The organism is Bacillus cereus group sp. N14 (assembly GCF_016483555.1).
Lineage (GTDB): Bacteria > Bacillota > Bacilli > Bacillales > Bacillaceae_G > Bacillus_A > Bacillus_A wiedmannii.
Genome location: NZ_JAEHBQ010000004.1, coordinates 214,508 through 236,608, shown reverse-complemented (window position 1 = coordinate 236,608; position 22,101 = coordinate 214,508). Strand labels below are relative to the sequence as shown.

The following is a 22,101-nucleotide window of genomic DNA, read 5'->3' as shown; positions in this document are numbered from 1 at the left end:
ATCTAAATGTCTAATTAGTGAAAGGAAGAAAGACATTGAATCAAGCATTTAAAGCATTAGCAGACCCAACAAGGCGAAAAATTTTGGACTTATTAAAAGAAGGTGATCTAACTGCTGGTGAGATTGCTAAACATTTCAATATGACAAAGCCAAGTATTTCACACCACTTAAACGCACTTAAAAATGCTGAACTTATTCAAGATGAAAAAAAGGGACAATTCGTTATGTACTCTTTAAACACAACTGTATTTCAAGATTTATTGACTTGGGTGTTTACATTTACGAATAAGGGGGAAGAGGGGAAATGAAGAAGCATATATTTCCGTTATTATTAATTGCTTTAACGATTATTGCATGGTGTGTCGCGTGGCCCCATTTACCAGGTGAAGTTCCGAGCCATTGGAACATTGATGGTGAGGTAAATGGGCATATGTCAAAAATGGGAATGTTGATTTTTGATGTAGCAATTATGATTTTTATATATGCATTAGTAACTGTATTGCCTAAGATAGATCCAAAGTACGATAACTATAAAAAATTTCCTAAAGCACTTGGAAGGATCAATGGAGCAATTTTATTTTTCTTATTTACTATTAATATGATGACACTAGCAAATGCTTTAGGATATAACATTCCAATTGGAATCGTTGTGAATATAATGGTCGGTATTCTCTTCGTCGTGCTCGGCAATTATATGCAGCAATGTAAACCAAATTTCTTCATAGGTATAAAAACACCGTGGACGTTAAGTAGTGAGGAAGTGTGGAGAAAAACACATCGCTTAGGATCAAAGATTATGATGATTGGCGGTATTGTAATTACGATTTCGGCGTTTCTACCGGGAATGTGGAAAATGATTAGTTTGTTAAGTGTTGTAGTCGTACTGGTTGTTGGTACGATGGTGTATTCCTATATCGCTTATAAAAAGGAACTAAAAATGTAAAACAAAGCTGCTTTTCCTTTCATGGAAAAGCAGCTTTGTTTTTTATTTCTTCAAAACCGGTATCCAAATTTCACTTTTAAAATTCGGAGAAGATATATCTTTCTGTTCATTCCACAATATTTCTGGTCCTTCCGCTAGTTCATAGTTTGAGGAAGGAAACCATTCGGAATAAATGCGTCCCCATACATTTTGTAATGTTTCAGGAAATGGACCGACAGCTTCAAATACGGCCCACGTTGAAGCTGCGACTTCAAGTTGTGTGAATTGCTCTGGACAATCTTTCATTGAGGCTACTCCAATGTAGTGATCGAGTTCTCCCTTTTCCTCCATTCTACCTTCAGAAAAGTTAGTAGAAGCACTAATAATTCCAGTAGGTTCAATGTTTGAAAGGGACTTTAATGTTTGAATGGACTCTGGATTTAAACTTTTCCACATAGAAGCAATTTCTTCATTTACACCGTTAAATACAATCGGTACGCGTTTTGTAATACCAATAATTTGAAATGGTTCTTTTTCTTCAATTCGATAGTTCATTTCGTTTCCTCCTTGAATCGATAACTGGAAGGTCATTGGTGAATAAGCTTTCAAAGAATGACTACTATTTCGGGCCTCTGAAGGTGTTATGCCGTGCAAGTTTTGAAAAGCACGTGTAAAAGAATCTGGCGAGTTGTACCCATATTTTATAGCGACATCAATGACTTTTGCATTGCTATCTTTTAGTTCAAAAGCAGCGAGAGTAAGACGTCTACAGCGAATATATTCTGACAGTGATATGCCGGCTAGGAAAGAAAACATTCTTTTAAAGTGATACTCAGAGCAGAGTGCTAGCTGTGCAACTTCTTTAAAATTAATTTCATCTGTCAAGTTGTCTTCAATATATTGCATTGCAGCATTCATATTTTTTAGTGAATCCATTAAATGACCTCCTCTGTAAGTAGAATAGCAGGAAAGAAATAGCCCCATCCGACATTTCATGCACAACTTTGTAGGATACATTTTTAACCTTACAAAATTGTAATGTTCCTGTAAGGAGAATGAATGGATGGTATGATATCCCAATGCTATAGTAACAAAGTACTTTTGTTCAGTAGGTTAAATTTTTATATCTTTACTTATGCGTCTTACATAACTGTCATGTTTGTGTAAGAAACATCGATAGTGGCAAGAGTAGAGAATGTATATAGTTGAAAATAGAGAATAGAAGAAATGAGGGATGTCGAGATGAAAACAGTGTTAGAAGCAAAAAATATTGAAAAAGTGTATGACACGGGTGGTAATAAATTCGCAGCGTTAAAAGGTATTAACTTACAAGTAAAAGAAGGTGAGTTCGTTGGAATTATGGGACCTTCTGGTTCGGGTAAGACGACTTTACTAAACGTTCTTTCTACAATTGATAATGCGACGAACGGTGAGATTTTAATTGATGGAAAAGATATCGTGAAAATGAATGATGATAAGTTAGCGTTATTCCGCCGCGATCATTTAGGTTTCATTTTCCAAGATTATAATTTATTAGATACGTTAACGGTAAAAGAGAATATTGCGTTACCTCTTGCGTTATCAAAAGTAAAGGCAAATGAAATTGATCGTCGTGTTCTTGAAATCTCGAAAAAGTTCGGTATCGATCATATTTTAAGTCAGTTCCCATATCAAGTATCTGGCGGACAGAAACAGCGTTGCGCAGCATCGCGTGCGATTGTTACAAATCCAAGTATGATTTTCGGGGATGAGCCAACTGGAGCGCTTGATTCTAAATCAGCAACAGATTTACTTGAAAGTATGAAGTCGTTAAATGAATATGATAACTCTACAATTTTAATGGTAACGCATGATGCGTTTGCGGCGAGTTACTGTAAACGAGTTATTTTCATTAAAGATGGTGAGTTATATAAAGAATTGCACCGCGGTGAATTAACGCGCAAACAGTTCTTCCAACAAGTCGTTGACGTAATGTCTTCTATTTCCGGAGGTATGGCTGATGACCTTATCTAGCATTGCCCTCCGCAACATACAGCGGAACTTTAAAGACTACTTTGTATATTTTGCATCTATGATTTTTAGTATTGTTATTTATTTTACATTTAAAGCACTGCAATATAATTCACAAATGGAAAAAGCAGCGGAAGCTTCTAAAAAAATTAGTGGAGCGTTCCAAGTTTCCAGTGTCATGCTAATTATATTCGTAGCAGTGTTCATTATATATTCAAACGGTTTCTTTACAAGGAAACGTAAAAAAGAAGTTGGATTATATTCCTTATTAGGTATTCGTAAAAGACAGATTGGTAAAATGCTGTTTTATGAAAATATGTTAATGGGATTAATGTCATTAGTAATCGGGATTGCGATTGGTAGTGTCCTTTCAAAATTATTCCTTGAGTTACTAGTAAGTATGATGGGATTAAACTTAAATGTTCATTTTGAAGTACCGATGGCTGCAATTGTTGATACGGCAATTATTTTCTTTGTGATTATATTGTATACATCACTTCAAGGATATCGTTTAATTTATCGCTTCAAGTTAATTGAACTTTTCCGCGCAGAACGTGAAGGAGAAGCAATGCCAAAAGGATCTGTCATTATGGCATTAATTTCAGTGTTCTTAATCGGTTCAGGTTATTTCTTAGCGTTAATGTTTATGAAGGCAGTTAAATATGCAGACTTTATGGCAGTTGCACTTTATATTTTACTTGCGACAGTATTAGGTACGTACTTACTATTTATGTTCTTTACAGTATTCGTATTAAAACGTGCAAGAAATAATAAATCATCGTTTTATAACGGTATGAATATGGTAACGACGTCACAGTTACTATATCGTATTAAAGGAAATGCAAAGTCACTTGCGACAATTTCTATTTTAAGTGCAGTGACATTAACGGCGGTTGGTACGTCAGTTACGATGTATTACAACACATTTACGCAATCAAAAGCATTTACACCATACAGCTATTCTTATGAGAAAAAAGATGCAGAACTAGATAAGAAAGTAAATACGATTCTTGCGGAAGAGAAGCAGAATCACCCTGTTAAAGATCAATTTGAAATTGAGACAGTTCCTGTAAAAGGGAAGTTTGAAGGAGACAAAGTTGATTTCATTCTTAATATGAATTACACGATTTCAGAGAAATATCAGTTTATGTCTCAGTCTGAATTTAATAAACTTGCTAAAAAAATCGACGCAGAAACAGTGAATGTAGCTGCTGGTGAAGCATTTATATATGATAGTTCATATATTGAAGGGCATGAGTTTAGTCCACAATATAAAGGAAACAAAGCAGTATTCCAAATTGGAAATGAAACGAAGCAATTAAAAATCCAAGGTGCAAATGACGTTGCGATTACAAATTTAGGTGAATTAGTTGTTGTCGTTTCAGATGAAATGTATGAGCAAGCGAAGCAAGCATTTGGAACACGCGTTGTAAAAAATATTGATGTAAAAGATGAAAAAGATAGTAAAGTGTTAACAGAAAAATTAACAAAAGTGATGCCAGCTGGTGAATCAGAAATGGTACCACCATTTAGAGATTTCTACACTGGTTTCCATATGGGGCTTGAAGGAACAGGACTAATGATGTTTATCGGAATGTTCTTAGGACTTGTATTCTTACTAGCAACGGGTTCTATCATTTACTTTAAGCAATTAACAGAAGCAAATGCTGATCGTGAGCGCTATATTGTACTTCACAAAGTAGGGGTCACAAAACAAGAAATGAAAAAAGCTATCGCAAAACAAGTAAGCTTTATCTTTGCGATTCCGTTAGTAATCGGAATCCTGCACAGCTTGTTTGCATTAAAAGGTTTAGGGAACATACTACCATTTGAAATTATGATTCCGCTTCTAATTAGTATTGGAGTATACGGTGTCATTTATATCGGATATTACTTTATAACAGTTCGTTCTTATTATAAGATTGTGAGTGCGAAATAATAAAGGAGCAGCTATCGCTATAAGCGGTAGCTGTTTTTTGATTTCTTCATAAAATCTTAAGAAATCTCCTCAATTTTTGTTAAGAAACGATAGTTATACTTAGAACCAAGTTAAAAACTATTGAACGAATGGGGAGAGGTTTACATGCAACTCATAACATTCTTACATGAATTTATAAAACATCCGAAACATACTGGTGCAATTGCGCCAAGTTCAAAAATATTAGCAAAGAAAATGGTAGATGTAATTGATTTTAATAAAGCAAAATGCATCGTAGAGTTAGGGCCTGGTACAGGAGTCTTTACGAAAGAAATTATGAAGAGAAAGAAGAAGGAAACAATATTTCTTCTTATTGAAATTAATGAAGTGTTTTGCAAAGAGTTAAAGAGAAAGTTTAAAGATGAGCAAAACGTCATTGTTGTACATGGTTCAGCCGAAAATATAAAGAGGTATATGGAAGAGTTCCATATAGAATGCGTTGATTACGTCTTATCAGGATTGCCTTTTACTTCTTTGCCAGAAGAAGTTTCAAAACGCATTTTAAACAATGCAATGGAAGCAATACATGAGAATGGGGAATTCATAACATTTCAATATTCGCTTGTGAAAAAAGGATTTATACAGCATTTCTTTCCCGAAATTACGCTAGAGAAAGTGTGGCTCAATTTCCCACCAGCGTACGTCTTTAGCTGTAAAAAAGAACTCAGGAGAGCATATGCATAATGGAATTACATGAATTATTATCTTATATTGAACAATACGGTTATTGGGCGTTATTTTTCTGTTTATGGTTAGGTATTATTGGTATGCCAATTCCAGACGAAATGATTGCAATGAGTGGTGGTTTTGTATCTTCACTAGGGATATTAAGTTTCATTCCAGCATTTTTATTAACATATTTAGGCGTTGTATCTGGGTTATCGCTAGGTTATATATTAGGGAAAATATTTGGTACAAAAATACTTGATAAGCTAATGAAAAAGAAAAAAGCGAAATATCTTTTGAAATCTCAACAAATGGTAGAGAAGTATGGTCATTATGCGTTAGTCACAAGTTACTTCATACCAGTCGTGCGGCATATCGTACCGTATTTAGTTGGAATGAATAACATGTCATTTAAGGCATATGCTTTGTATTCCTATACGACAGGATTTGTTTGGACACTCGTTTACTTTGTGCTCGGTTCTTTATTTGGACAACATATTGAAAGTATTGTAGCAGTTGCGATAGAGTATGGTGTGTATTTTGGCGGGATTGTTTTTGTTGTTGCGAGTGGTGCTTATTTGTATAAGCAAAGAAGAAGTACGGTGATGAGTAAGTAAATAGAATAAAGGTATATGCTTAGGGAGAGTTATTTTGTAGAATAACTCTCCCTTTTAACGTAATAGCTTCTCATTACTTACATTAGGTGTTGTTTGAAATACAGTTATATAAATTGTTAATATAATTGTATTAATTAAGTTGGCTAATACAGTCATAAAATCACTTGATGGAGTGATAAGAACAAAGATTGAAAGTGCGGCAGAAGCAAGTGGAATGAACTTTTGCAGAGTCGTTAACTTTCCGTCTTTATGAAGCTTTGACGATTGAAAGAAGCAAAGCAAAAAAATAAAGGATGTAAATAATAATCCTAAATAGCCCCAACCATCTTCAATATACCAAGGTAAAAAGCTCATTCTTGATGTGAAAATAAATAAATTTAATACTAAGTTGCTAATGATTAACGTATTTAAAATAGTAATATGTATCTGTTTCTTCATTTAATTTATACTCCGAAGTTTAATTTATCCCACTATTTGTGGGTAGTAAAACCTCCACTGATTAAAGTTTCACTTTATAGAGATGTTTTTGCCATTTCCATAAATCTTTGTTCTATTGCATCCAATTCGAATGAATGGCATATTCTGCGGTCTTCTTTATCTAAAATTCTATAATGTTGAGATAAAATATTTTGTTGAATTTGATAACCGTTTAATTCTTTTATTTGTCGCCACCACATTTTTCCTCCTAACGTCTTTGGGAAGTTCGTATTGTAATGTGTAAAAGCGATTGTTTTTATAATTTCATTCACATCATCTCCGAATGTCATCTGGACTGTATCGCTCTGTTCGAAGAGTGTTACGACACAAACTGCACCTGACCATGTTAGCGTGCGTCTTCCTTTTTCAATTTCTACTAATGTTTTCTTCGATAAACCAATAATTTCTGACATTTTATCTTGTGATAAATCATTTTCAACACGTATGAGTTTTAATTTGGAATTAACGAGTTCAATAAATTCTTGTTTATTCATCATACAGCTCCTTTTTTATCATAGTGTAAAATTACACTAAAGGTGTAATTTTGTCAATTGTGGTGTGGAGAATTCTTTTTTTATTTCTTGAGCTTACTAATTAATATTTCACTTCTAGTTTAAGAAAATGTTAAGAAACCGTACGAGTTTTTATTAAGAAATACGCTCTATACTTAGAAACATCTTAAAGAAAACATAATGAAAGGCGGAATATAGATGAAAAGATTTATTTTTGGATCATTACTTGTTATCGTGGCAGGAGCGGCATATTTATTAAATGGGAGCGCTGCGATTGATAGAGTGAATCCATTTATTGATTTAGAAAATCATTACGCAATTATTGATACAGATGGAAAAGAGTTTGGTGGAAATAAAGGGTTTGAATATACAGTTACAGCCTATGATGAGAATGGCGATAAGAAAGAAGTAACGATTGATGGAGTAGGTGAATTACAAAAAGATTCATACTGGCATGTGCTTACAAGGGGAAAGATTTTACATGATAAAGTGCAAGTAACGATAGATAAAATTCCTGATGGTGCGAAGACGAAGTTAGGGTTATAAAGATAAAACCGATTCTCATTGAGGGAATCGGTTTTGTTATTTTATGGTAAAGTATAGAGGGGGGAGTGAGAGGTATGCTACTCATCGTTAGCCTTATATTAATTGGGATTATGTGTAGTATGAGAATCGTATCTTTACATATGATAGAACGAGAAAAGATAGAAGAGAGATATGTATATTGTCCAAAATGTGATGCGAAAATTCGAAGAGGAAATTCTGCTCCTTTTTGTTCGAAATGTAATTTAATATTTTAACGAAAGTAAATCCGAAATCATTTTGTATGGTTTCGGATTTTTTACACGAAAGCGTAAGAAAGAAATAGGTCTTTACTCTTTTCTATTTCAATGTTCTACTCTATTACCTATTTTCTTTCGATTCACATATAGGAAATACATCTTTTAGATAAGGAGAAAGATAATCCTTTATTTTAATAATTAAAGTGAAGAAAAGCAGGATTTAGAGCTTTTGTAATAAACGCTCGCTACTATTCATATCATTTTTGCATAATGGACATTTTGGTTCTTCTTCTAATGAAAAATTTTTACGCATCCATCCACGGCAGTCTTCTGCTGTGCATTCCCATACAGCTATCGCTTCGGGATCTTCTACAGGCTTATCATTTTTTCTCCAATACATGTGATTGCTCCTCTAAAGTGAAAAGTTTTTTTGAAAAAATAAAAAGGTTGTTAACGTTTTTTGTTAACAACCTTTTATTTATTAATTATACTGTATTTTTCGCAAAAATGCGAAATTTAGTAATTATTAAAGTATAATAAAGTATTGATTAAACAACCGCAGGATTATAAATCATCGTAAAGTGTCCTTGTAACAATTCAATCTGACAAGGTGTATGAAGCGAGCTTTCTCCATCTGTATCTACTTCTTTTTCTTCTTCTGTTTCAATATGAATGGATTTCGCTTTTACGTGGAAGATGTCATTTTCATTTGAGTCTTCAAATAGTTTCTTTCCGATATAGTCTTTAAACGCTTGAATGCCTGTTGATTTTACAACAAAAATATCAAGTGTTCCGTCGTCGCACTTTACGTTTGGAATAAAGGACGGGATACCGCCAAGATATTCACCGTTTCCAACCATAACAAGGACAGCTTCGTCTTCATATACTTGTCCATCGTACGTAATTTTTACTGGAAATGTTTCAGCATTCTTTACAGTTCGAATTGTGCTTAAGTAGTAACCAATTTTACCAAGCTTTGCTTTTTCTTCTGCATCGATATTGTTTGATACTTCAGAGACAAGTCCAATGCCCCAGAAGTTTAAGAAGTGTTGTCCATTTGCTTTTGCGACATCAACTGGTTTTACGTGTCCTTGTGTAATAAGTTTTGCTGCTTCTGCAATGTTTTGCGGAACACCAAGTGTGCGAGAGAAGTCATTGCAAGTTCCACCTGGAATAATTGCAAGTGTAGGTCTAGTTTCGAGAGGTGCTAAGCCATTTGTGCATTCAAATACTGTTCCATCACCACCAAAGACGATAATTAAATCTACTTTACTAGCAAACTCTTCGCAATATTTTGTTGCATCACCTTGCTTTTTCGTATGAAGGATATGTAAGTCAGGAAAAGCTGCCGCAAGAGGTGGTACAATTTTCGTTAAGTTCGTATGTAAATCGCCTTGCCCTGCTTTTGGATTTACGATGAGGAGTACTTTTTCAAATTTTGTCTTTGTCATTTTTATTCTCTCCCTTTGTCTTTTACGAATCGTGATAGAAAATAAACTTCCACCAGTAATTGATGGTGGAAGTTTATTCTATTATATTATTCCGTTACAACTGAAGCGATAAATGGTAAGTTACGATATTTTTCTGCGCAGTCGATACCGTAGCCAACGATAAATTCGTCTGGAATTTGGAAGCCAACATATTCAGCTTTTAAGTCCACTTTACGACGCTCAGGTTTATCAAGTAACGTACAGAATTTCAATGCTTTCGGTTTATGCATAAAGAAGTGATCTTTTAAGAAGTGAAGTGTTAAACCAGAATCGATAATATCTTCTACGACAATTACGTTTTTTCCAGTAATGTTTACATCGATATCTTTTAATAGTTTTACTTTTCCAGTTGTTTCTGTTTGATTTCCGTAGCTAGATGCAGAAATAAAGTCGATTGTTACATCGTTTTTAATGTGACGAATTAAATCGGCAGCGAATACGAAAGATCCTTTTAATACAGCGATTACTACGATTTCTTCTCCTTCAAAGTCACGTTCGATTTGAAGTGCTAGTTCTTTTACTTTTTCTTGTAATTGTTCTTCAGAAATTAAAGTATCTTTTATTTCAAGATTCATTGGAGTCCTCCTACAGTGTAAAACTTGTGAACATTTCGACTGTAAAGGAAAGAAAGGGAAAAGTCAAAGAAGATATAAGTTTTTTACAGAAATCCCCACAAAATAGTCGGATGATATGATATACTGATTATATAAAGAAAACGCTTCCAAAAGGGTGATTATGATGAGAAAGAAAGAGTATACAAGTGCAACATTTATAAAAGCATTGTTTTTAACAATTGTTCTTGGCAGTTTAGCTTACATAATTGATGTACCAGCGATTCGGATTTCACTAATTGGAATGACTTTAGTATTAGGCGCAATTTCCCACGGTATGATGTCACAGTTGCAAGAAGCTGGAGTCGATCATATGAAAGATCATATAGATGAGAACTGAGAAACCTTCACGTATAGAGAGTGAAGGTTTTTTGTTTCTTACAAAAATGTAAGGTAGTTGTAAGGCAAATCGATAGTTGCATAGTAGTGTTTTGGATAGACTATAGGTGTAAGGTAAAAGGCAAACATATTTTAGGTAAATTAAGTTTTAGGCACTCTATATGTGAAAAAGGAGTAGGAGGGCATGGAGAAACGTTGGACGACCTTTTCTTTTTTAGCAACTAGCAACACCGTAATGCTAGCTGGCGAAATGGATTTTTTGCACTTGTTTGATCGAGAAGACGATCATTCTTCTTCTAAATTTACAATGAAATGGAATAAATGGAGCGAAAGTTGTAGGTTTGAAGAAGAGGCCCCTAACGAAGAGCAAAAGATTATTTTGACAAACCCTATTAAAGCATGGGTTGTTCAACGTCGTAAGTGTAACGTCAAAAATCACTTAAAGAAAACTGAGCCGAGACAATTAGTTATCGCTCCGGCCCATTCTACTTCTAAATCACTCGAAAGTAACATGTAAATATTGAAACACACACCCGAAAAAACATCGTATATATTGCGATGTTTTTTTATTTTTCTACAATGAAATCTTTAAATGAAATATATTTCATCTGCATCTTATATTTATATCTCTTGTTTATTCTAGTGATACATCCGATGCGAAGTGATGTAAAACGTATAAAAGGAGAGAAATAAAATGAAAAAGAAACTATTACCAATTTGTGCAATGGCACTTTTAACAGTAGGATATTCTTCAGTAGCGAGTGCATCTACTGGAACATTAACAAAGGAAGAAGCAGCGCAATTGCAGCAAGATAAAGTTAAAAAAGAAGAAGCAATTAAGGAACAGCAAAAAAATGATATAGAGAAAAAGCAAGCGGCACAAGTACAAGAAAAAAGTGATATGGCTAAAAAAGAGGAAGCGATAAAAGCCACGCAAAAGAGTGAAGAAGAGAAAAAGATAGCAGCACAAGAACAGTTGAAAAATGATATGGCAAAAAAAGAAGCGGCACAAGTACAACAAAAAAATGGTGCGGTAAAAAAAGAAGTAGCAAAGCCAGTTGTACAAGGTGAAAAATTACCAAACACTGCATCAAATAATGTAGTGATGATGGGCCTAAGTGCATGTCTTGTAGCAATCGGTACACTATTTGGTTTGAATCGCCGCAATAAAGTTAAGGCGTAATTAAAATATTGTTCTATAAAGAATGGGATAATTTCATATATTAAAAATGGTAGGTTATTCCTACCATTTTTGGCATGGAGGGATGAAATATGAAGGTACTCAATTATATCGGAATTATATTGATGGCTATAGGACTATGTATGGGATCATATTATGCTGTGGAATGGTATAAAGGAAAAAGCTCTGCCGGGCAATTAACGAAAGAAGAAATAAAGAGTCTTAACAATATACAACATAATCAACTTTCATATGAAACACCCGTAACTTCTCAAGTGCCTTCTTCTCAAACAGAGCATAAAGAAGGAGAAAAGGTAGCGATGTTACATATACCGAAAATAAAGAAGAAGTTTTCGGTATATTGGGGAGCGGATGATGCAACGCTGAAAAAAGGGGTTGGCATGTTCGTTAGTGATGTAACGACAACGCCATCTGGAGGAGGCCATACTGTACTAAGTGGGCACCGGGATACTGTCTTTACAGATTTAGGAGAGTTAAAAGAAAAAGACACTCTTGTTTTAGAGTATGATAATAAAACGTACACATATGAAATTCAAAAGACGTGGGTTACCCATGCGGATGATCGCACTGTTATTATAAAAAAAGAAGAGCAGATATTAACACTGACGACTTGCTATCCATTTAATTATATAGGGGATGCGCCAGATAGATATATTATCGAGGCGAAGTTAACTGCTAGTTATTCAAAATGAAGTTGTAGTTTCTGAAAGCGAGAGGGGGATACATAAGTTATGTCAAAAAACATTTTAATTGTGGAAGATGAAGATATTTTGCGTGAAATTTTAAAAGATTATTTTTTGAGCGAGCAATATGTAGTGTTTGAAGCAAGGGACGGGAAAGAGGCTTTAGTTGTATTTGAGGAAGAAGAGGTTGATTTAGTTATTTTAGATATTATGTTGCCAGAACTTGATGGATGGTCTGTTTGCCGAAGAATTCGTAAAACATCTGAGGTTCCTATTATTATGCTGACGGCACGTGTAGATGAAGATGATACGTTACTTGGATTTGAACTTGGGGCGGATGACTATGTGACGAAGCCGTATAGCCCACCAATTTTATTAGCAAGAGCGAAAAGGCTGTTAGAAAGTAGAAAAGTAACAAAGAAACCTTTAGAGAATGAAGGTGATACGTTATCAATTCATGGCATTCATGTCCATTTTCCGTCACGTACTGTTACTGTTGATGGAGCAAATATTACATTAACACATACAGAGTTTGAAATATTAGTGTATTTCATGAAAAATCAAGGAATTGTCCTAACAAGAGAGCAATTAATTTCAAGAATTTGGGGATATGAGTTTGCTGGGGATGATCGCACAGTGAATAGTCATATTCGTAACTTGCGAAATAAATTAGGAGAGAAAGCAAAGTACATTACAACTGTAGTGCGAACCGGTTATAAATTTGAGGGGAATGTATGAGAAAAGGGATTGTACTAAAACTATTTACTCTCACAACAGCATTATGTATGTTAATTTTAGCGACGATATTTATTGGACAAACGATATTTTTTAAACAATATTATGCGAACCGAAAAGTAGAAGATATTAAAGTGAATTTAGATTCCTTTGAAAAGGGCTATTTAAATTATGCAGGAAGTACAGAAGGAATTCAGAAGTTGGAGCAAGACTTTTTAAGAGAAAATAATACGTGGATTACGACATTAGATCAGAATGGGAATTTAAAACATGCAGATGATTTTTATTTTGAGGTAACGATAGATCGTAGGCAACAAAAGAGCTTTGGACAACAAATATTCAAAATTCCTTTATACAATCTCGTCAATACAGAAGAGATTGATAATAAATCATCAGATCAGTTTCTAGGCCAAGGAATTTATTTTTCTGGAGTGAAAAAAGAAGATAGTTTTATTCCATTCTCTTTCTCGTTATCGAAGCAGAATTTAAGTGGATCTAATAAACCGTTAGAAAAAGCATTTAAGGAGAAAATGAGTAAATTAGATGAGGAGAAAAAGAAAGCAGCTGAGGAACAAGTAGGTAAGGAAAAGAAGCCGGCTGTTCAGGAGCAAGCTGCCCGAGAACCAGATGCTTACATAGGTGGGTTTGTTACAAAAGTACAGTTTCCAGATGTAAAAGGTTTTGTAAATCCAATTTATAAAAATAGTCTATTTTTAGATAGCATAAAAGAGTTTCAAACGGATGTATTACTAAAAGAAAGTAATCAAATAGAGTATTCAACAAAAACAATGGACTATGAAAAAAATGATATAAAATATAAATTGTTAATCAAACCAATAAAAGAAAAAGATGGATCGGTGACATATATTTATGCGATGGCTTCTTTACAGCCTGTAGATGAAGCTGTACAAATGGTGCAAGATTACTACATTTACATCATTGCATTTGTAGTCGTTCTCATTTTTCTAGCTTCGTTCTATTACTCTAAACAAATTGCAAAGCCGTTATTAAAAATAAATGATACGACGAAGAAAATAGCACACTTAGATTTCACAGAACAAATACCGATTACTTCAAAAGATGAAATTGGTGATTTATCGAAAAATATTAATGTATTATCTAATAAGCTCCATTCGCATATTGGACAGCTAGAACAAGATATTGAAAAGGAAAGAAAGTTAGAAAATACGCGGAAAGAATTTATTTCTGGTGTTTCGCATGAATTAAAAACACCACTGAGTATTATGAAAAGCTGCATTTCTATTTTAAAAGATGGAGTAGCTGAGCATAAAAAAGAGTACTATTTTCAGGCGATGGAACGAGAAGTAGATAAAATGGATACTTTAATTTTGGATATGCTTGAGTTAGCTAAATTTGAGTCAGGTACATATAAAATGAAAAAGGATTTATTTTATATTGATTCAGTAATTGAAGATATATGTGAATACCTTTCTGTGGAGATAGAGAAAAAAGAACTTCGTGTGCATAAAAATATATGTTCAGTTGAAGTGATGGCAAATCAAAGTCGGATTGAACAAGTCATCGTAAACTTCATTACGAATGCCATACGTTATACACCAAATAAAGAAGATATTATGATTTCCACAATAGATGAGCAGGATCGTATAAAAGTGTGTATTGAAAATAAAGGTACTCACATTGAAGAAGAGCAATTGGATAAAATTTGGGACCGTTTTTATCGCGTGGATGCAGCTCGCCAGCGTTCACAAGGCGGAACGGGTCTTGGTCTAGCTATTTCTAAAAATATTTTAGAACTGCACGATGCTGAATATGGGGCAGAAAATACAGAAGATGGTGTATTATTTTACTTCTATTTACCGAAAAAAGCGTAGACAATGTAATCTACGCTTTTTTAATTTATTTTCATATTATCTTTACCTAATCTTTATTTTTAAGCGATATAATCTGGTTAGAAAATGAGGTTATGTAAGGAGTCGATGAACCGTGCATAGCAAGTGGCTAAGTATAATGGTATTTATTTTCTTTTGTGCATTTATTGTATTTTTAATTGATATTACGATATGAAAAAAAGAGCGCTCATTAAGCGCTCTTTTTTTTCGAATTTAGTTGATAAGCATTGATGCTTTTGAATAAGCGTGGTGAAGTAAGGAATAAAAATATAAGCAAAACGGTACATAAAATAAAAGAACCGAGCATTGTACTGCCGTTTACGATTAATGAATATAACACGGCTGATTGACCTTTCGGTGCATATTGTCCCCAGAAAATAATGCCGGCAATAAAGTGGCAGAAATAGCGAGCAAAGCTACCGATAAATGTAGCAAGGATAATATAAGCAAGGACTTTCTTACCTTCGTTTTGTTTTGAAGAAGGTTTGTCTTTACGGCTACCTAAATTGGATTGTTCTTCGCTATTTTTATTGGTTGTTAAAAGTGCCTTTTGAATTGGACGATAGAATAAACCAGCAAATCCGATAAAAGCAAAGGCAATGAAGTACTCAATAAATGCTTGAACAGGTGTTAAAATGTAAGCATCTCCCACGACAATTTGTAATAGTCCCCAAACTAAACCACCTAAGAAAGCTGATTTAAAGCCCCAGCGGTATGCAATAATAAAAATAGGAATCATAGCAAATGAGATGGATCCGCCTGTTGGAAGTTTAATTGATAATGGTAAAATGTCGATGACCATGGCGAAGGCTGCAAGAATAGCAGATTCGATCATCGCTTGTAAATTGGTGTTACGCATGTTGTCTCCCCCTAAATCCAAGTTGTACAAAAAAGAATAGATATCATAGGAGGATACGAAATACGTAAATAAAAAAGAGGTATGTATTTCGGACGTTTGCACAATCCCTGCGTTAGCATTAACTAACAGGTTCGAAGGGTCGGAACGAAGTGTTCCCTCTCAGCGGCATGGCTCCCCCTGTGATAACGAGATTCTTTATTTGCTACTGTTTATTGTAAGCGAAATGGATGAGAATGGCAAACCAATCAATTATGACAATGATTGAAATAAAATTGTAGAGAAATGTTAATAAATATGAAGTCAAAGGGTATAGTGCTCAAGAAATAGAGTGTGCTATAATTCTTCTGAAAATAATTATCATTCTCTTCGGAGGGGGAAGGTTATGAGCTTAGTAGATATTAAAATCGGTGAGAAAGTGTTAGTGAAAAATATTCAGTCTTTAGATCATTTACTAAAGAGAAGACTGGCTGCTTTCGGTCTTTCTGAAGGAAGCGAACTTCGTATGAAGCAAAAAGCGATGTTCAAAGGTCCTTGTACATTGGAGTGTCGTGGACAGTTAATTAGTATTCGTCATTGTGACGCGAAAATGATAAAGGTGGAATTAGCGTGAATAAGGTAGCTTTGCTAGGGAATCCGAATACAGGGAAGACATCATTATTTAATGCACTTACTGGTTCTTATGAATATGTAGGAAACTGGAGTGGTGTAACAGTAGAAAAAAAGGTTGGTAAATTAAAAGATAAGCAAGGAACATTAATTGATTTACCAGGAGTGTATGATTTGAATCCAGTTTCACGTGACGAAGGTGTCGTTACGAATTTTCTACTAACAGACGAATTTCATCATATGTTAAATATAGTGGATTCTTCGCAATTCGAGAGAAATATGCATTTAACGTTGCAGTTACTTGAATTTGGTAAGCCAATCTCAATTGGTTTAAACATGGTTGATGTGGCGAAGCAAAGAGGAATTGTCATTGATGTAAAACGATTATCAGAACTATTAGGTGTAACAGTCGTTCCTGTTGTTGCAAGAAGTGGAAAAGGCTGTGAAGAACTGCTTACGACTCTTAAAGAAAATGACAAAAAAGAGAAAAAGCCATTCCTTATTTCATATGGTGTACAAATGGATGAAGGAATTGGAGAAGTAATTGCTCTTTTAGAGACAGTGAATTACGAGCATCCGAGATGGTTAGCACTTCAATTTTTAAGCAATAACGAAGTAGTAGAAAAAGAAATGAAAGCATTACCAATTTATAAGGAACTCATAGCCGTTCGATCTCGCTTAGAAGGAAAACTTGATTGTACGTTAGAGGAGCACATTTACAAAACTCGTGAAGCGTATATTGAAAAGTTAAAAACAAATGTTATGCAGCATGAGAAAGAAGGAAAAATTCCTTTTTCGGAAAAAATTGATAGATTAATTACACATAAAATTTTAGGACTTCCAATCTTTTTAGCAGTTATGTTTTTTATTTTTCAGGTTACGTTTACGTGGATTGGTACACCTTTATCTGATATGTTAGATGGATTTTTTGGCGGACAGCTTACGGATTGGGTAACGGCTGGACTCACAAGTATTGGTGCTTCTGACTTTATTCAAGCGCTCGTTACAGAAGGTATTATTGCTGGTGTTGGTGCGGTATTAGTATTCGTTCCACAAATCTTTGCACTATTCTTTTTCATTTCATTATTAGAAGACTCAGGATATATGGCGCGAATTGCAGTTGTTATGGATAGAATTATGGAGTTCTTCGGTTTAAACGGAAAAGCGTTCATTCCGATGATTATCGGTTTTGGATGTAACGTTCCAGGTATTATGGCAGCGAGAACGATTGAACAAGAAAAAGAACGTTTACTTACAGTTCTTGTAACACCATTTATGTCTTGTTCGGCACGTTTACCTGTATATGCATTATTTGCGGGAGTATTCTTCCCACAAAGTCAGGCAACTGTGGTGTTTTCTTTATATGTTGCAGGTATTGTTCTAGCGTTACTCGTTACAAAAATTATGTCTCTTACTATTTTAAAAGCGGAAAAATCTATTTTCGTTATTGAGCTACCACCTTACCGCGTACCACAAGTGAAAACGTTATGGTTAAGTACGTGGGAGAAAGGGAAAGGATTTGTTCGTAAAGCAGGTACATTTATCTTCGGTGGTTCGGTTGTCATTTGGTTATTAAACTATGCAGGTCCATCAGGATTGGGTGTTGATATGGGAGACAGTTACTTAGCGATGATTGGTGGATTTATCGCACCACTATTTGCACCGCTTGGATTTGGAACTTGGCAAGCTGCGGCATCCCTTTTAACAGGATTTTTAGCGAAAGAAGTTGTCGTTTCTACAATGGCAATTATTTATGCGGTGAAAGAAGATGTGCTAGGAAATGTAATGGGAGCACATTATACGGCGCTATCAGCATATGCATTTATGTTCTTTATTTTATTATATGTTCCGTGTTTAGCGACAATAGCCGTTATTAAACGTGAAACAGGATCAGCGAAGTGGACGATTTTCTCTGTCATTTATCCACTCGTTGTTGCTTATGTATTAACGCTCATTATATACCAAGTTGGATCCTTACTCGGATTCTAGAAGGAGATGTATTAGGGTGATGGTCAATATTATAATTGGAGCTATCATTTTTGGTTATGCAGCATACACGTTAGTAAATTTTGTAAAGAGAAGTAAAAAAGGAAAATGCGCAGCATGTTCTTTAAATAAATCATGTCAGTCGCAAACTTGTAGTCCGGATATGGAGCAAGTTGCTCATAAATAGCAAAAAAGCTTTGCGAATTTCGCAAAGCTTTTTTTGTTTTACTTTTTAATTTTTACAAGTTGAGAAGCTTCTACGCCGTTGTAGCCAGGGAATTCTTTACTAGGGTCTTTATCGAATTTTAATACCCCAACAGATTTTTCATCGCCTTTTACATTTCCGTAAGTTGCATCGTCAACAATCGCGAACATGTCGGCATATGCACGGCCACTTCCGATAATTGTATTGCCTTCGTATTTTAATTTTGCTCCATCAAGTGTAGCATTTTCTACTTTTTCTTTAGCAAATAATACACCTTGCTCTGTCGTTACAGTTGGTAATTTATCAAGTGGTTTCGTGTCGTCTTTTTCATTAACTTTGCTAAGTAATTCTTTCTTCACTAGTTCTTCACCAGTTTTCTTATCCATGACAAGAACTTTTTTACCGTCTAATGTTGTCATTTTCATTTTATAGAAGTCTTTTTCTTTCACTTCTTTTTTGTTTTTATCTGTAATTTGCTGAACTTGCTCTTCTGATCCGTACAGTACAAAGCCGTTCGCTTTTTCTCCTAATAAAGAACAACCTGATAATGCTCCAAGTGAAATTGCTGCTGCTAACCCGATTCCTACTAATTTTTTCATGATGATTTCTCCTTTTATCTGTTTTATAGTAAATACATTTTTGTATTAGTTCTGAAATGATGAGAAGCTTGTTCGTTGCTTCTGGTATTAGTGTATAAGAAATATTGCAACGTAACTATCGAGTTAGCTTACAGTAACATTACACTTATGTAATTTAGTGAAAGTGCACAAAAGTAAGTTAATTTTAAAGAGAAATAATGAGAATATATTAGAAATGCAATATTGTATCTAGAATGTCATATTATATTGGATGTATTTTGGAAATAACATGTAAGTACATCTTTGTTTTGTTATAATAAACACATAGCTGTAAAAATGACTATTCTTTACTGTTAAGGGAGATTTTTATTTTTCCAAGTAGTGAATTTAAAATATGAGGTATATCATAGGAGGAATTTGGATGTCTGTATTTAAACGATTAAGAGATTTAACAATGTCGAATGTGTATTCAATAATTGAAAAAGCGGAAGATCCAGTTAAGATGACGGATCAATATTTACGCGATATGCAAGCGGATGTACAAGAAGCTGAGAAAAGTGTAGCAGCTCAAATTGCACTTGAGAAGAAATTTAAAATATTATTTGAAGAGCAAGAAGCACTTGTGAAAAAACGTGAAGAGCAAGCTCATATGGCTGTTCAAGCAAGCAATCTTGATCTTGCGCGTCGTGCTCTTGAAGAAAAACAAAATGCAGAGCAAAAGATGAATGAATATAAAGCAAGCTATGAGCAAAACAAAGCTGCTGCTGATAATCTTCGCCTGAAGTTAGAAGAAATGCGTAAGCAATTAACAGAGCTGAAAAATAAACGTGAAACACTTGTAGCACGTGTAAATGCGGCGAAAGCACAAAAGAATATTAATCAGGCGATGTCTGGTTTTGATTCAAACTCAGCAAAAGCTGGTTTAAGCCGTATGGAAGAGAAAGCTCTTCAATTGGAGGCTGAAGCAGAAGCAAGTGGCGAAGTTTATAAAAAAGAAAAGTCATTAGATGATGAATTCGCAAGCTTAAACAAAAATTCTGCTGTTGACGATGAATTAGCTCGTATTATGAAGCAGTATGAGAAATAATATAGAATAGACAAAGAAACCGACATGTCTGAAGAGAATTCATGTCGGTTTTCTATTACTTTTTAGAGGAGGTTTTGCAATGACATGGACAAATGTGTTAGCCATGCTTGTATGGACTGGAGCGAGTGCAGTACTTTTATTTGCAATTATGTGGGTTGATTCAATTTTTACTAAATACAATGATTTAAAAGAAATAAAGAATGGGAATACAGCTGTAACAACGCGTTTCGTTATGAAATTATTCGCGCAAGGGTACATTTTATCTCAATCGATAACGAAAGCAAATGACTTATGGCAAGCGCTACTTGCATCAGCAGTTTCTTTCGTTATTTTATTAGTGGTAGAAATGTTTATCGAATTTGTGTTAAAGAAAATGTCTGGTTTAGATTTAGAAGAAGGCACGAAAGAAGGCAGTGTTGCGCATGCGATGTTGGCCGGATCATTACATATCGTTGGTGCACTTATTTTAGGTGCTTGTTTATAAAGAGAGAAGGAGGGGTAAATCATGAGTTTATTTAAACGAATTAAAAATATAATAAAGAGCCCAGAGCCGCCGAAAACAGAGAAAAGTTTGTTAACGTTAGCTCCTGGCGATATGATTGAAGTTTCATTAGTCATGTACGAATTAACTGGGAAAACGAGTATGCATTCTCGTAAAGAAATTGTTTTAACACTGCAAGACGGGAAAGATATTCGTTATTTAAAAATTGAAGACCGTGAAAATACGTATTACAAATTATATACACCAATTGATGGTCGTTTAGATTCGATTGATGAAATTCCGACAACAATTGAAATGGATGATACGGAGTACCACATGGAAGAGCAATATAACGGACGTGTTGTTGTGATGGGGAAAACACCATTCTCTGCTTCAGAGGAACAGTACGTATGGGAATTCCAATCAGATAACCGAAAATTATTACGTATTGAATGGCAAAATGGTCGCACAATGATGTATGAGGGAGAAGCAATTATTCCTGCTGATGTACAAATTATAAGAGCAACGTAAGGGGGCGTAATCATGTCAAACCGATTGTTTACCATGATTAAATCGTTCGTAATCCCTATACTTGCTATCGTTCTATTACTTGTTGTTGCTGGATATGCCTTATCAGGTTGTCAAGGCGGACAGACAAAGTCGATTCAAGACCGTTATCCACTTGAATCTGTCGCAAAAGAAGGTAAACAAGAATCTTACGTGTATAGGGCCGCCAATCGGTCAGTTCCTGAAGTCGCGAAGGAACTTATAGCTGAAAGGAAACCGAAGCAAGCATCTAAAGAAGATGAAAATCAAATGTTCCTCGTTTATTCTGATAAAATGTATAGTTTGCAAAAGGATAAAGAGAAACCATCTGATACGTTAATTGAAGTAAGTAATGAAGAATTTGTTCGTCAAAATTACCAACCATCCTTCCTGCAAGGATATATTATGGGAAGTATATTAAACGATATATTCGGTTCAAAAAAATCGTCATCCGGTGATTACCGAGGATATAATGACAGACAAAATCATAAACCAGTTGTTCCAGAAAGACCACCTACGAAAGAAGAAAAGAAAACCCCGCCTCCAATTACGAAGGAAGGGAAAGGATCTATCATTAAGCGAGGGGATAATGTAGATTCGAAATCTTCTGTAGGAGATACAGGAAGTATTACGAAAAAAGGAAGTAGTACCCCTCCACCTTCTACTGGAAGCAAAGGGAAAATTACAAAAACACCAGGTGGCTCGAGCGGATCAGATGTGAAGCCGAAATCATCTATTAAAACGCCGCCAAGGAATACATCTCCCCCGAAAACGAGGGTTGGTGGTTCAGGAAAGATTACGAAGAGAAGATAGTTATAGAGACCGAAAAGTGTAATTTGCTTTTCGGTCTTTTTTATTA

29 protein-coding genes and 1 riboswitch are annotated in these 22,101 nt (G+C 34.7%); of the genes, 21 read left to right on the top strand and 8 right to left on the bottom strand.

Going from position 1 to position 22,101, the window contains the following annotated elements; translation table 11 throughout:
- The first annotated feature begins 35 nt into the window (after window positions 1-35).
- A complete protein-coding gene (locus JDS82_RS09210) occupies window positions 36-308 on the top strand; it encodes an autorepressor SdpR family transcription factor (protein ID WP_098508076.1) in 273 nt (90 codons plus the stop codon).
- On the top strand, window positions 305-943 hold the full coding sequence (locus JDS82_RS09205; protein WP_064449162.1) for an SdpI family protein: 639 nt from the start codon (window positions 305-307) through the stop codon (window positions 941-943). Before JDS82_RS09210 ends, JDS82_RS09205 begins: the two co-directional genes overlap by 4 nt.
- Window positions 944-985: 42 nt before the next feature.
- Here JDS82_RS09205 and JDS82_RS09200 read toward each other — a convergent pair whose 3' ends face one another.
- Window positions 986-1,858, bottom strand: a complete 873-nt coding sequence (locus JDS82_RS09200; protein ID WP_199713121.1) for an AraC family transcriptional regulator — start codon at window positions 1,856-1,858, stop codon at window positions 986-988.
- 306 nt (window positions 1,859-2,164) lie between these two features.
- Between JDS82_RS09200 and JDS82_RS09195 the strand changes: the two genes are divergently transcribed.
- The 4 genes from JDS82_RS09195 (at window position 2,165) to JDS82_RS09180 (ending at window position 6,193) form a co-directional block, all read left to right on the top strand.
- Window positions 2,165-2,935, top strand: coding sequence for an ABC transporter ATP-binding protein (locus tag JDS82_RS09195; protein WP_000859653.1), 771 nt, complete (start codon window positions 2,165-2,167; stop codon window positions 2,933-2,935).
- Window positions 2,922-4,871, top strand: coding sequence for an ABC transporter permease (locus tag JDS82_RS09190; RefSeq protein WP_016085794.1), 1,950 nt, complete (start codon window positions 2,922-2,924; stop codon window positions 4,869-4,871). The genes JDS82_RS09195 and JDS82_RS09190 overlap by 14 nt, the downstream gene beginning before the upstream one ends.
- Before the next feature lie 144 nt (window positions 4,872-5,015).
- On the top strand, window positions 5,016-5,594 hold the full coding sequence (locus JDS82_RS09185; RefSeq protein ID WP_064449164.1) for a class I SAM-dependent methyltransferase: 579 nt from the start codon (window positions 5,016-5,018) through the stop codon (window positions 5,592-5,594).
- The gene (locus JDS82_RS09180) at window positions 5,594-6,193 is read left to right on the top strand and encodes a DedA family protein (RefSeq protein ID WP_199713120.1); all 600 of its coding nucleotides are present in this window, start codon (window positions 5,594-5,596) and stop codon (window positions 6,191-6,193) included. Before JDS82_RS09185 ends, JDS82_RS09180 begins: the two co-directional genes overlap by 1 nt.
- A 54-nt stretch (window positions 6,194-6,247) precedes the next feature.
- Here the strand turns inward: JDS82_RS09180 and JDS82_RS09175 are convergent, their stop codons facing one another.
- On the bottom strand, window positions 6,248-6,631 hold the full coding sequence (locus JDS82_RS09175; protein WP_076541029.1) for a hypothetical protein: 384 nt from the start codon (window positions 6,629-6,631) through the stop codon (window positions 6,248-6,250).
- Window positions 6,632-6,705: 74 nt separating this feature from the next.
- A complete protein-coding gene (locus JDS82_RS09170; protein WP_199713119.1) occupies window positions 6,706-7,164 on the bottom strand; it encodes a helix-turn-helix transcriptional regulator in 459 nt (152 codons plus the stop codon).
- 216 nt (window positions 7,165-7,380) lie between these two features.
- Between JDS82_RS09170 and JDS82_RS09165 the strand changes: the two genes are divergently transcribed.
- Window positions 7,381-7,728 (top strand): YxeA family protein, encoded by a 348-nt coding sequence (locus tag JDS82_RS09165; RefSeq protein WP_076541025.1) that lies wholly within the window; start codon window positions 7,381-7,383, stop codon window positions 7,726-7,728.
- A gap of 74 nt (window positions 7,729-7,802) precedes the next feature.
- Entirely contained in the window at window positions 7,803-7,982 is a 180-nt protein-coding gene (locus JDS82_RS09160) for a hypothetical protein (protein ID WP_076541023.1), read from the top strand.
- Window positions 7,983-8,184: 202 nt separating this feature from the next.
- Here JDS82_RS09160 and JDS82_RS09155 read toward each other — a convergent pair whose 3' ends face one another.
- From JDS82_RS09155 to hpt, 3 genes are all read right to left on the bottom strand, one after another.
- Complete coding sequence (locus JDS82_RS09155) at window positions 8,185-8,364, bottom strand: cold-inducible protein YdjO-related protein (RefSeq protein ID WP_076541021.1); 180 nt, start codon at window positions 8,362-8,364, stop codon at window positions 8,185-8,187.
- A 148-nt stretch (window positions 8,365-8,512) separates the two neighbouring features.
- On the bottom strand, window positions 8,513-9,415 hold the full coding sequence (locus JDS82_RS09150) for a diacylglycerol/lipid kinase family protein (protein WP_199713118.1): 903 nt from the start codon (window positions 9,413-9,415) through the stop codon (window positions 8,513-8,515).
- An 86-nt stretch (window positions 9,416-9,501) separates the two neighbouring features.
- Window positions 9,502-10,029: a hypoxanthine phosphoribosyltransferase gene (hpt, locus tag JDS82_RS09145; RefSeq protein ID WP_001047287.1), complete on the bottom strand. Its 528-nt coding sequence runs from the start codon at window positions 10,027-10,029 to the stop codon at window positions 9,502-9,504.
- A gap of 160 nt (window positions 10,030-10,189) precedes the next feature.
- Here hpt and JDS82_RS09140 point away from each other — a divergent pair, with 160 nt between their 5' ends.
- From JDS82_RS09140 to JDS82_RS09115, 6 genes are all read left to right on the top strand, one after another.
- Window positions 10,190-10,405 (top strand): hypothetical protein, encoded by a 216-nt coding sequence (locus tag JDS82_RS09140; protein ID WP_002096247.1) that lies wholly within the window; start codon window positions 10,190-10,192, stop codon window positions 10,403-10,405.
- A gap of 183 nt (window positions 10,406-10,588) precedes the next feature.
- Window positions 10,589-10,921, top strand: a complete 333-nt coding sequence (locus tag JDS82_RS09135; protein ID WP_071743626.1) for a hypothetical protein — start codon at window positions 10,589-10,591, stop codon at window positions 10,919-10,921.
- A 177-nt stretch (window positions 10,922-11,098) separates the two neighbouring features.
- Entirely contained in the window at window positions 11,099-11,587 is a 489-nt protein-coding gene (locus tag JDS82_RS09130; protein ID WP_000728030.1) for an LPXTG cell wall anchor domain-containing protein, read from the top strand.
- Window positions 11,588-11,676: 89 nt separating this feature from the next.
- Window positions 11,677-12,297 carry a class D sortase gene (locus JDS82_RS09125; protein WP_000866448.1) on the top strand — a complete coding sequence of 207 codons (621 nt, stop codon included), beginning with the start codon at window positions 11,677-11,679 and terminating at the stop codon, window positions 12,295-12,297.
- 39 nt (window positions 12,298-12,336) lie between these two features.
- Window positions 12,337-13,026 (top strand): response regulator transcription factor, encoded by a 690-nt coding sequence (locus tag JDS82_RS09120; RefSeq protein WP_064470174.1) that lies wholly within the window; start codon window positions 12,337-12,339, stop codon window positions 13,024-13,026.
- Entirely contained in the window at window positions 13,023-14,876 is a 1,854-nt protein-coding gene (locus tag JDS82_RS09115; protein WP_199713117.1) for a sensor histidine kinase, read from the top strand. The genes JDS82_RS09120 and JDS82_RS09115 overlap by 4 nt, the downstream gene beginning before the upstream one ends.
- Before the next feature lie 208 nt (window positions 14,877-15,084).
- Here JDS82_RS09115 and thiT read toward each other — a convergent pair whose 3' ends face one another.
- Window positions 15,085-15,753, bottom strand: coding sequence for an energy-coupled thiamine transporter ThiT (gene thiT, locus JDS82_RS09110; protein ID WP_199713116.1), 669 nt, complete (start codon window positions 15,751-15,753; stop codon window positions 15,085-15,087).
- Window positions 15,754-15,839: 86 nt separating this feature from the next.
- Window positions 15,840-15,941, bottom strand: a riboswitch (TPP riboswitch).
- Between the two features lie 194 nt (window positions 15,942-16,135).
- Here thiT and JDS82_RS09105 point away from each other — a divergent pair.
- The 3 genes from JDS82_RS09105 to JDS82_RS09095 are packed head-to-tail and all read left to right on the top strand — an operon-like array spanning window position 16,136 to window position 18,532.
- Window positions 16,136-16,363 (top strand): FeoA family protein, encoded by a 228-nt coding sequence (locus JDS82_RS09105; protein WP_199713115.1) that lies wholly within the window; start codon window positions 16,136-16,138, stop codon window positions 16,361-16,363.
- On the top strand, window positions 16,360-18,348 hold the full coding sequence (gene feoB / locus JDS82_RS09100) for a ferrous iron transport protein B (RefSeq protein ID WP_199713114.1): 1,989 nt from the start codon (window positions 16,360-16,362) through the stop codon (window positions 18,346-18,348). Before JDS82_RS09105 ends, feoB begins: the two co-directional genes overlap by 4 nt.
- 16 nt (window positions 18,349-18,364) lie before the next feature.
- Window positions 18,365-18,532, top strand: coding sequence for a FeoB-associated Cys-rich membrane protein (locus tag JDS82_RS09095; RefSeq protein WP_000989599.1), 168 nt, complete (start codon window positions 18,365-18,367; stop codon window positions 18,530-18,532).
- 38 nt (window positions 18,533-18,570) lie between these two features.
- On the opposite strand, the gene JDS82_RS09090 is transcribed toward JDS82_RS09095, so the two are convergent.
- Window positions 18,571-19,149 carry a lipoprotein BA_5634 family protein gene (locus JDS82_RS09090; RefSeq protein WP_199713113.1) on the bottom strand — a complete coding sequence of 193 codons (579 nt, stop codon included), beginning with the start codon at window positions 19,147-19,149 and terminating at the stop codon, window positions 18,571-18,573.
- 400 nt (window positions 19,150-19,549) lie between these two features.
- Here JDS82_RS09090 and JDS82_RS09085 point away from each other — a divergent pair, with 400 nt between their 5' ends.
- From JDS82_RS09085 to JDS82_RS09070, 4 genes are all read left to right on the top strand, one after another.
- Window positions 19,550-20,215: a PspA/IM30 family protein gene (locus JDS82_RS09085; protein WP_000110279.1), complete on the top strand. Its 666-nt coding sequence runs from the start codon at window positions 19,550-19,552 to the stop codon at window positions 20,213-20,215.
- A 79-nt stretch (window positions 20,216-20,294) separates the two neighbouring features.
- Complete coding sequence (locus tag JDS82_RS09080; protein WP_000220323.1) at window positions 20,295-20,699, top strand: DUF350 domain-containing protein; 405 nt, start codon at window positions 20,295-20,297, stop codon at window positions 20,697-20,699.
- A gap of 21 nt (window positions 20,700-20,720) precedes the next feature.
- Window positions 20,721-21,227: a DUF4178 domain-containing protein gene (locus JDS82_RS09075; RefSeq protein WP_199713112.1), complete on the top strand. Its 507-nt coding sequence runs from the start codon at window positions 20,721-20,723 to the stop codon at window positions 21,225-21,227.
- A 12-nt stretch (window positions 21,228-21,239) separates the two neighbouring features.
- A complete protein-coding gene (locus JDS82_RS09070) occupies window positions 21,240-22,055 on the top strand; it encodes a DUF4247 domain-containing protein (protein ID WP_199713111.1) in 816 nt (271 codons plus the stop codon).
- The last annotated feature ends 46 nt before the right edge of the window (window positions 22,056-22,101 follow it).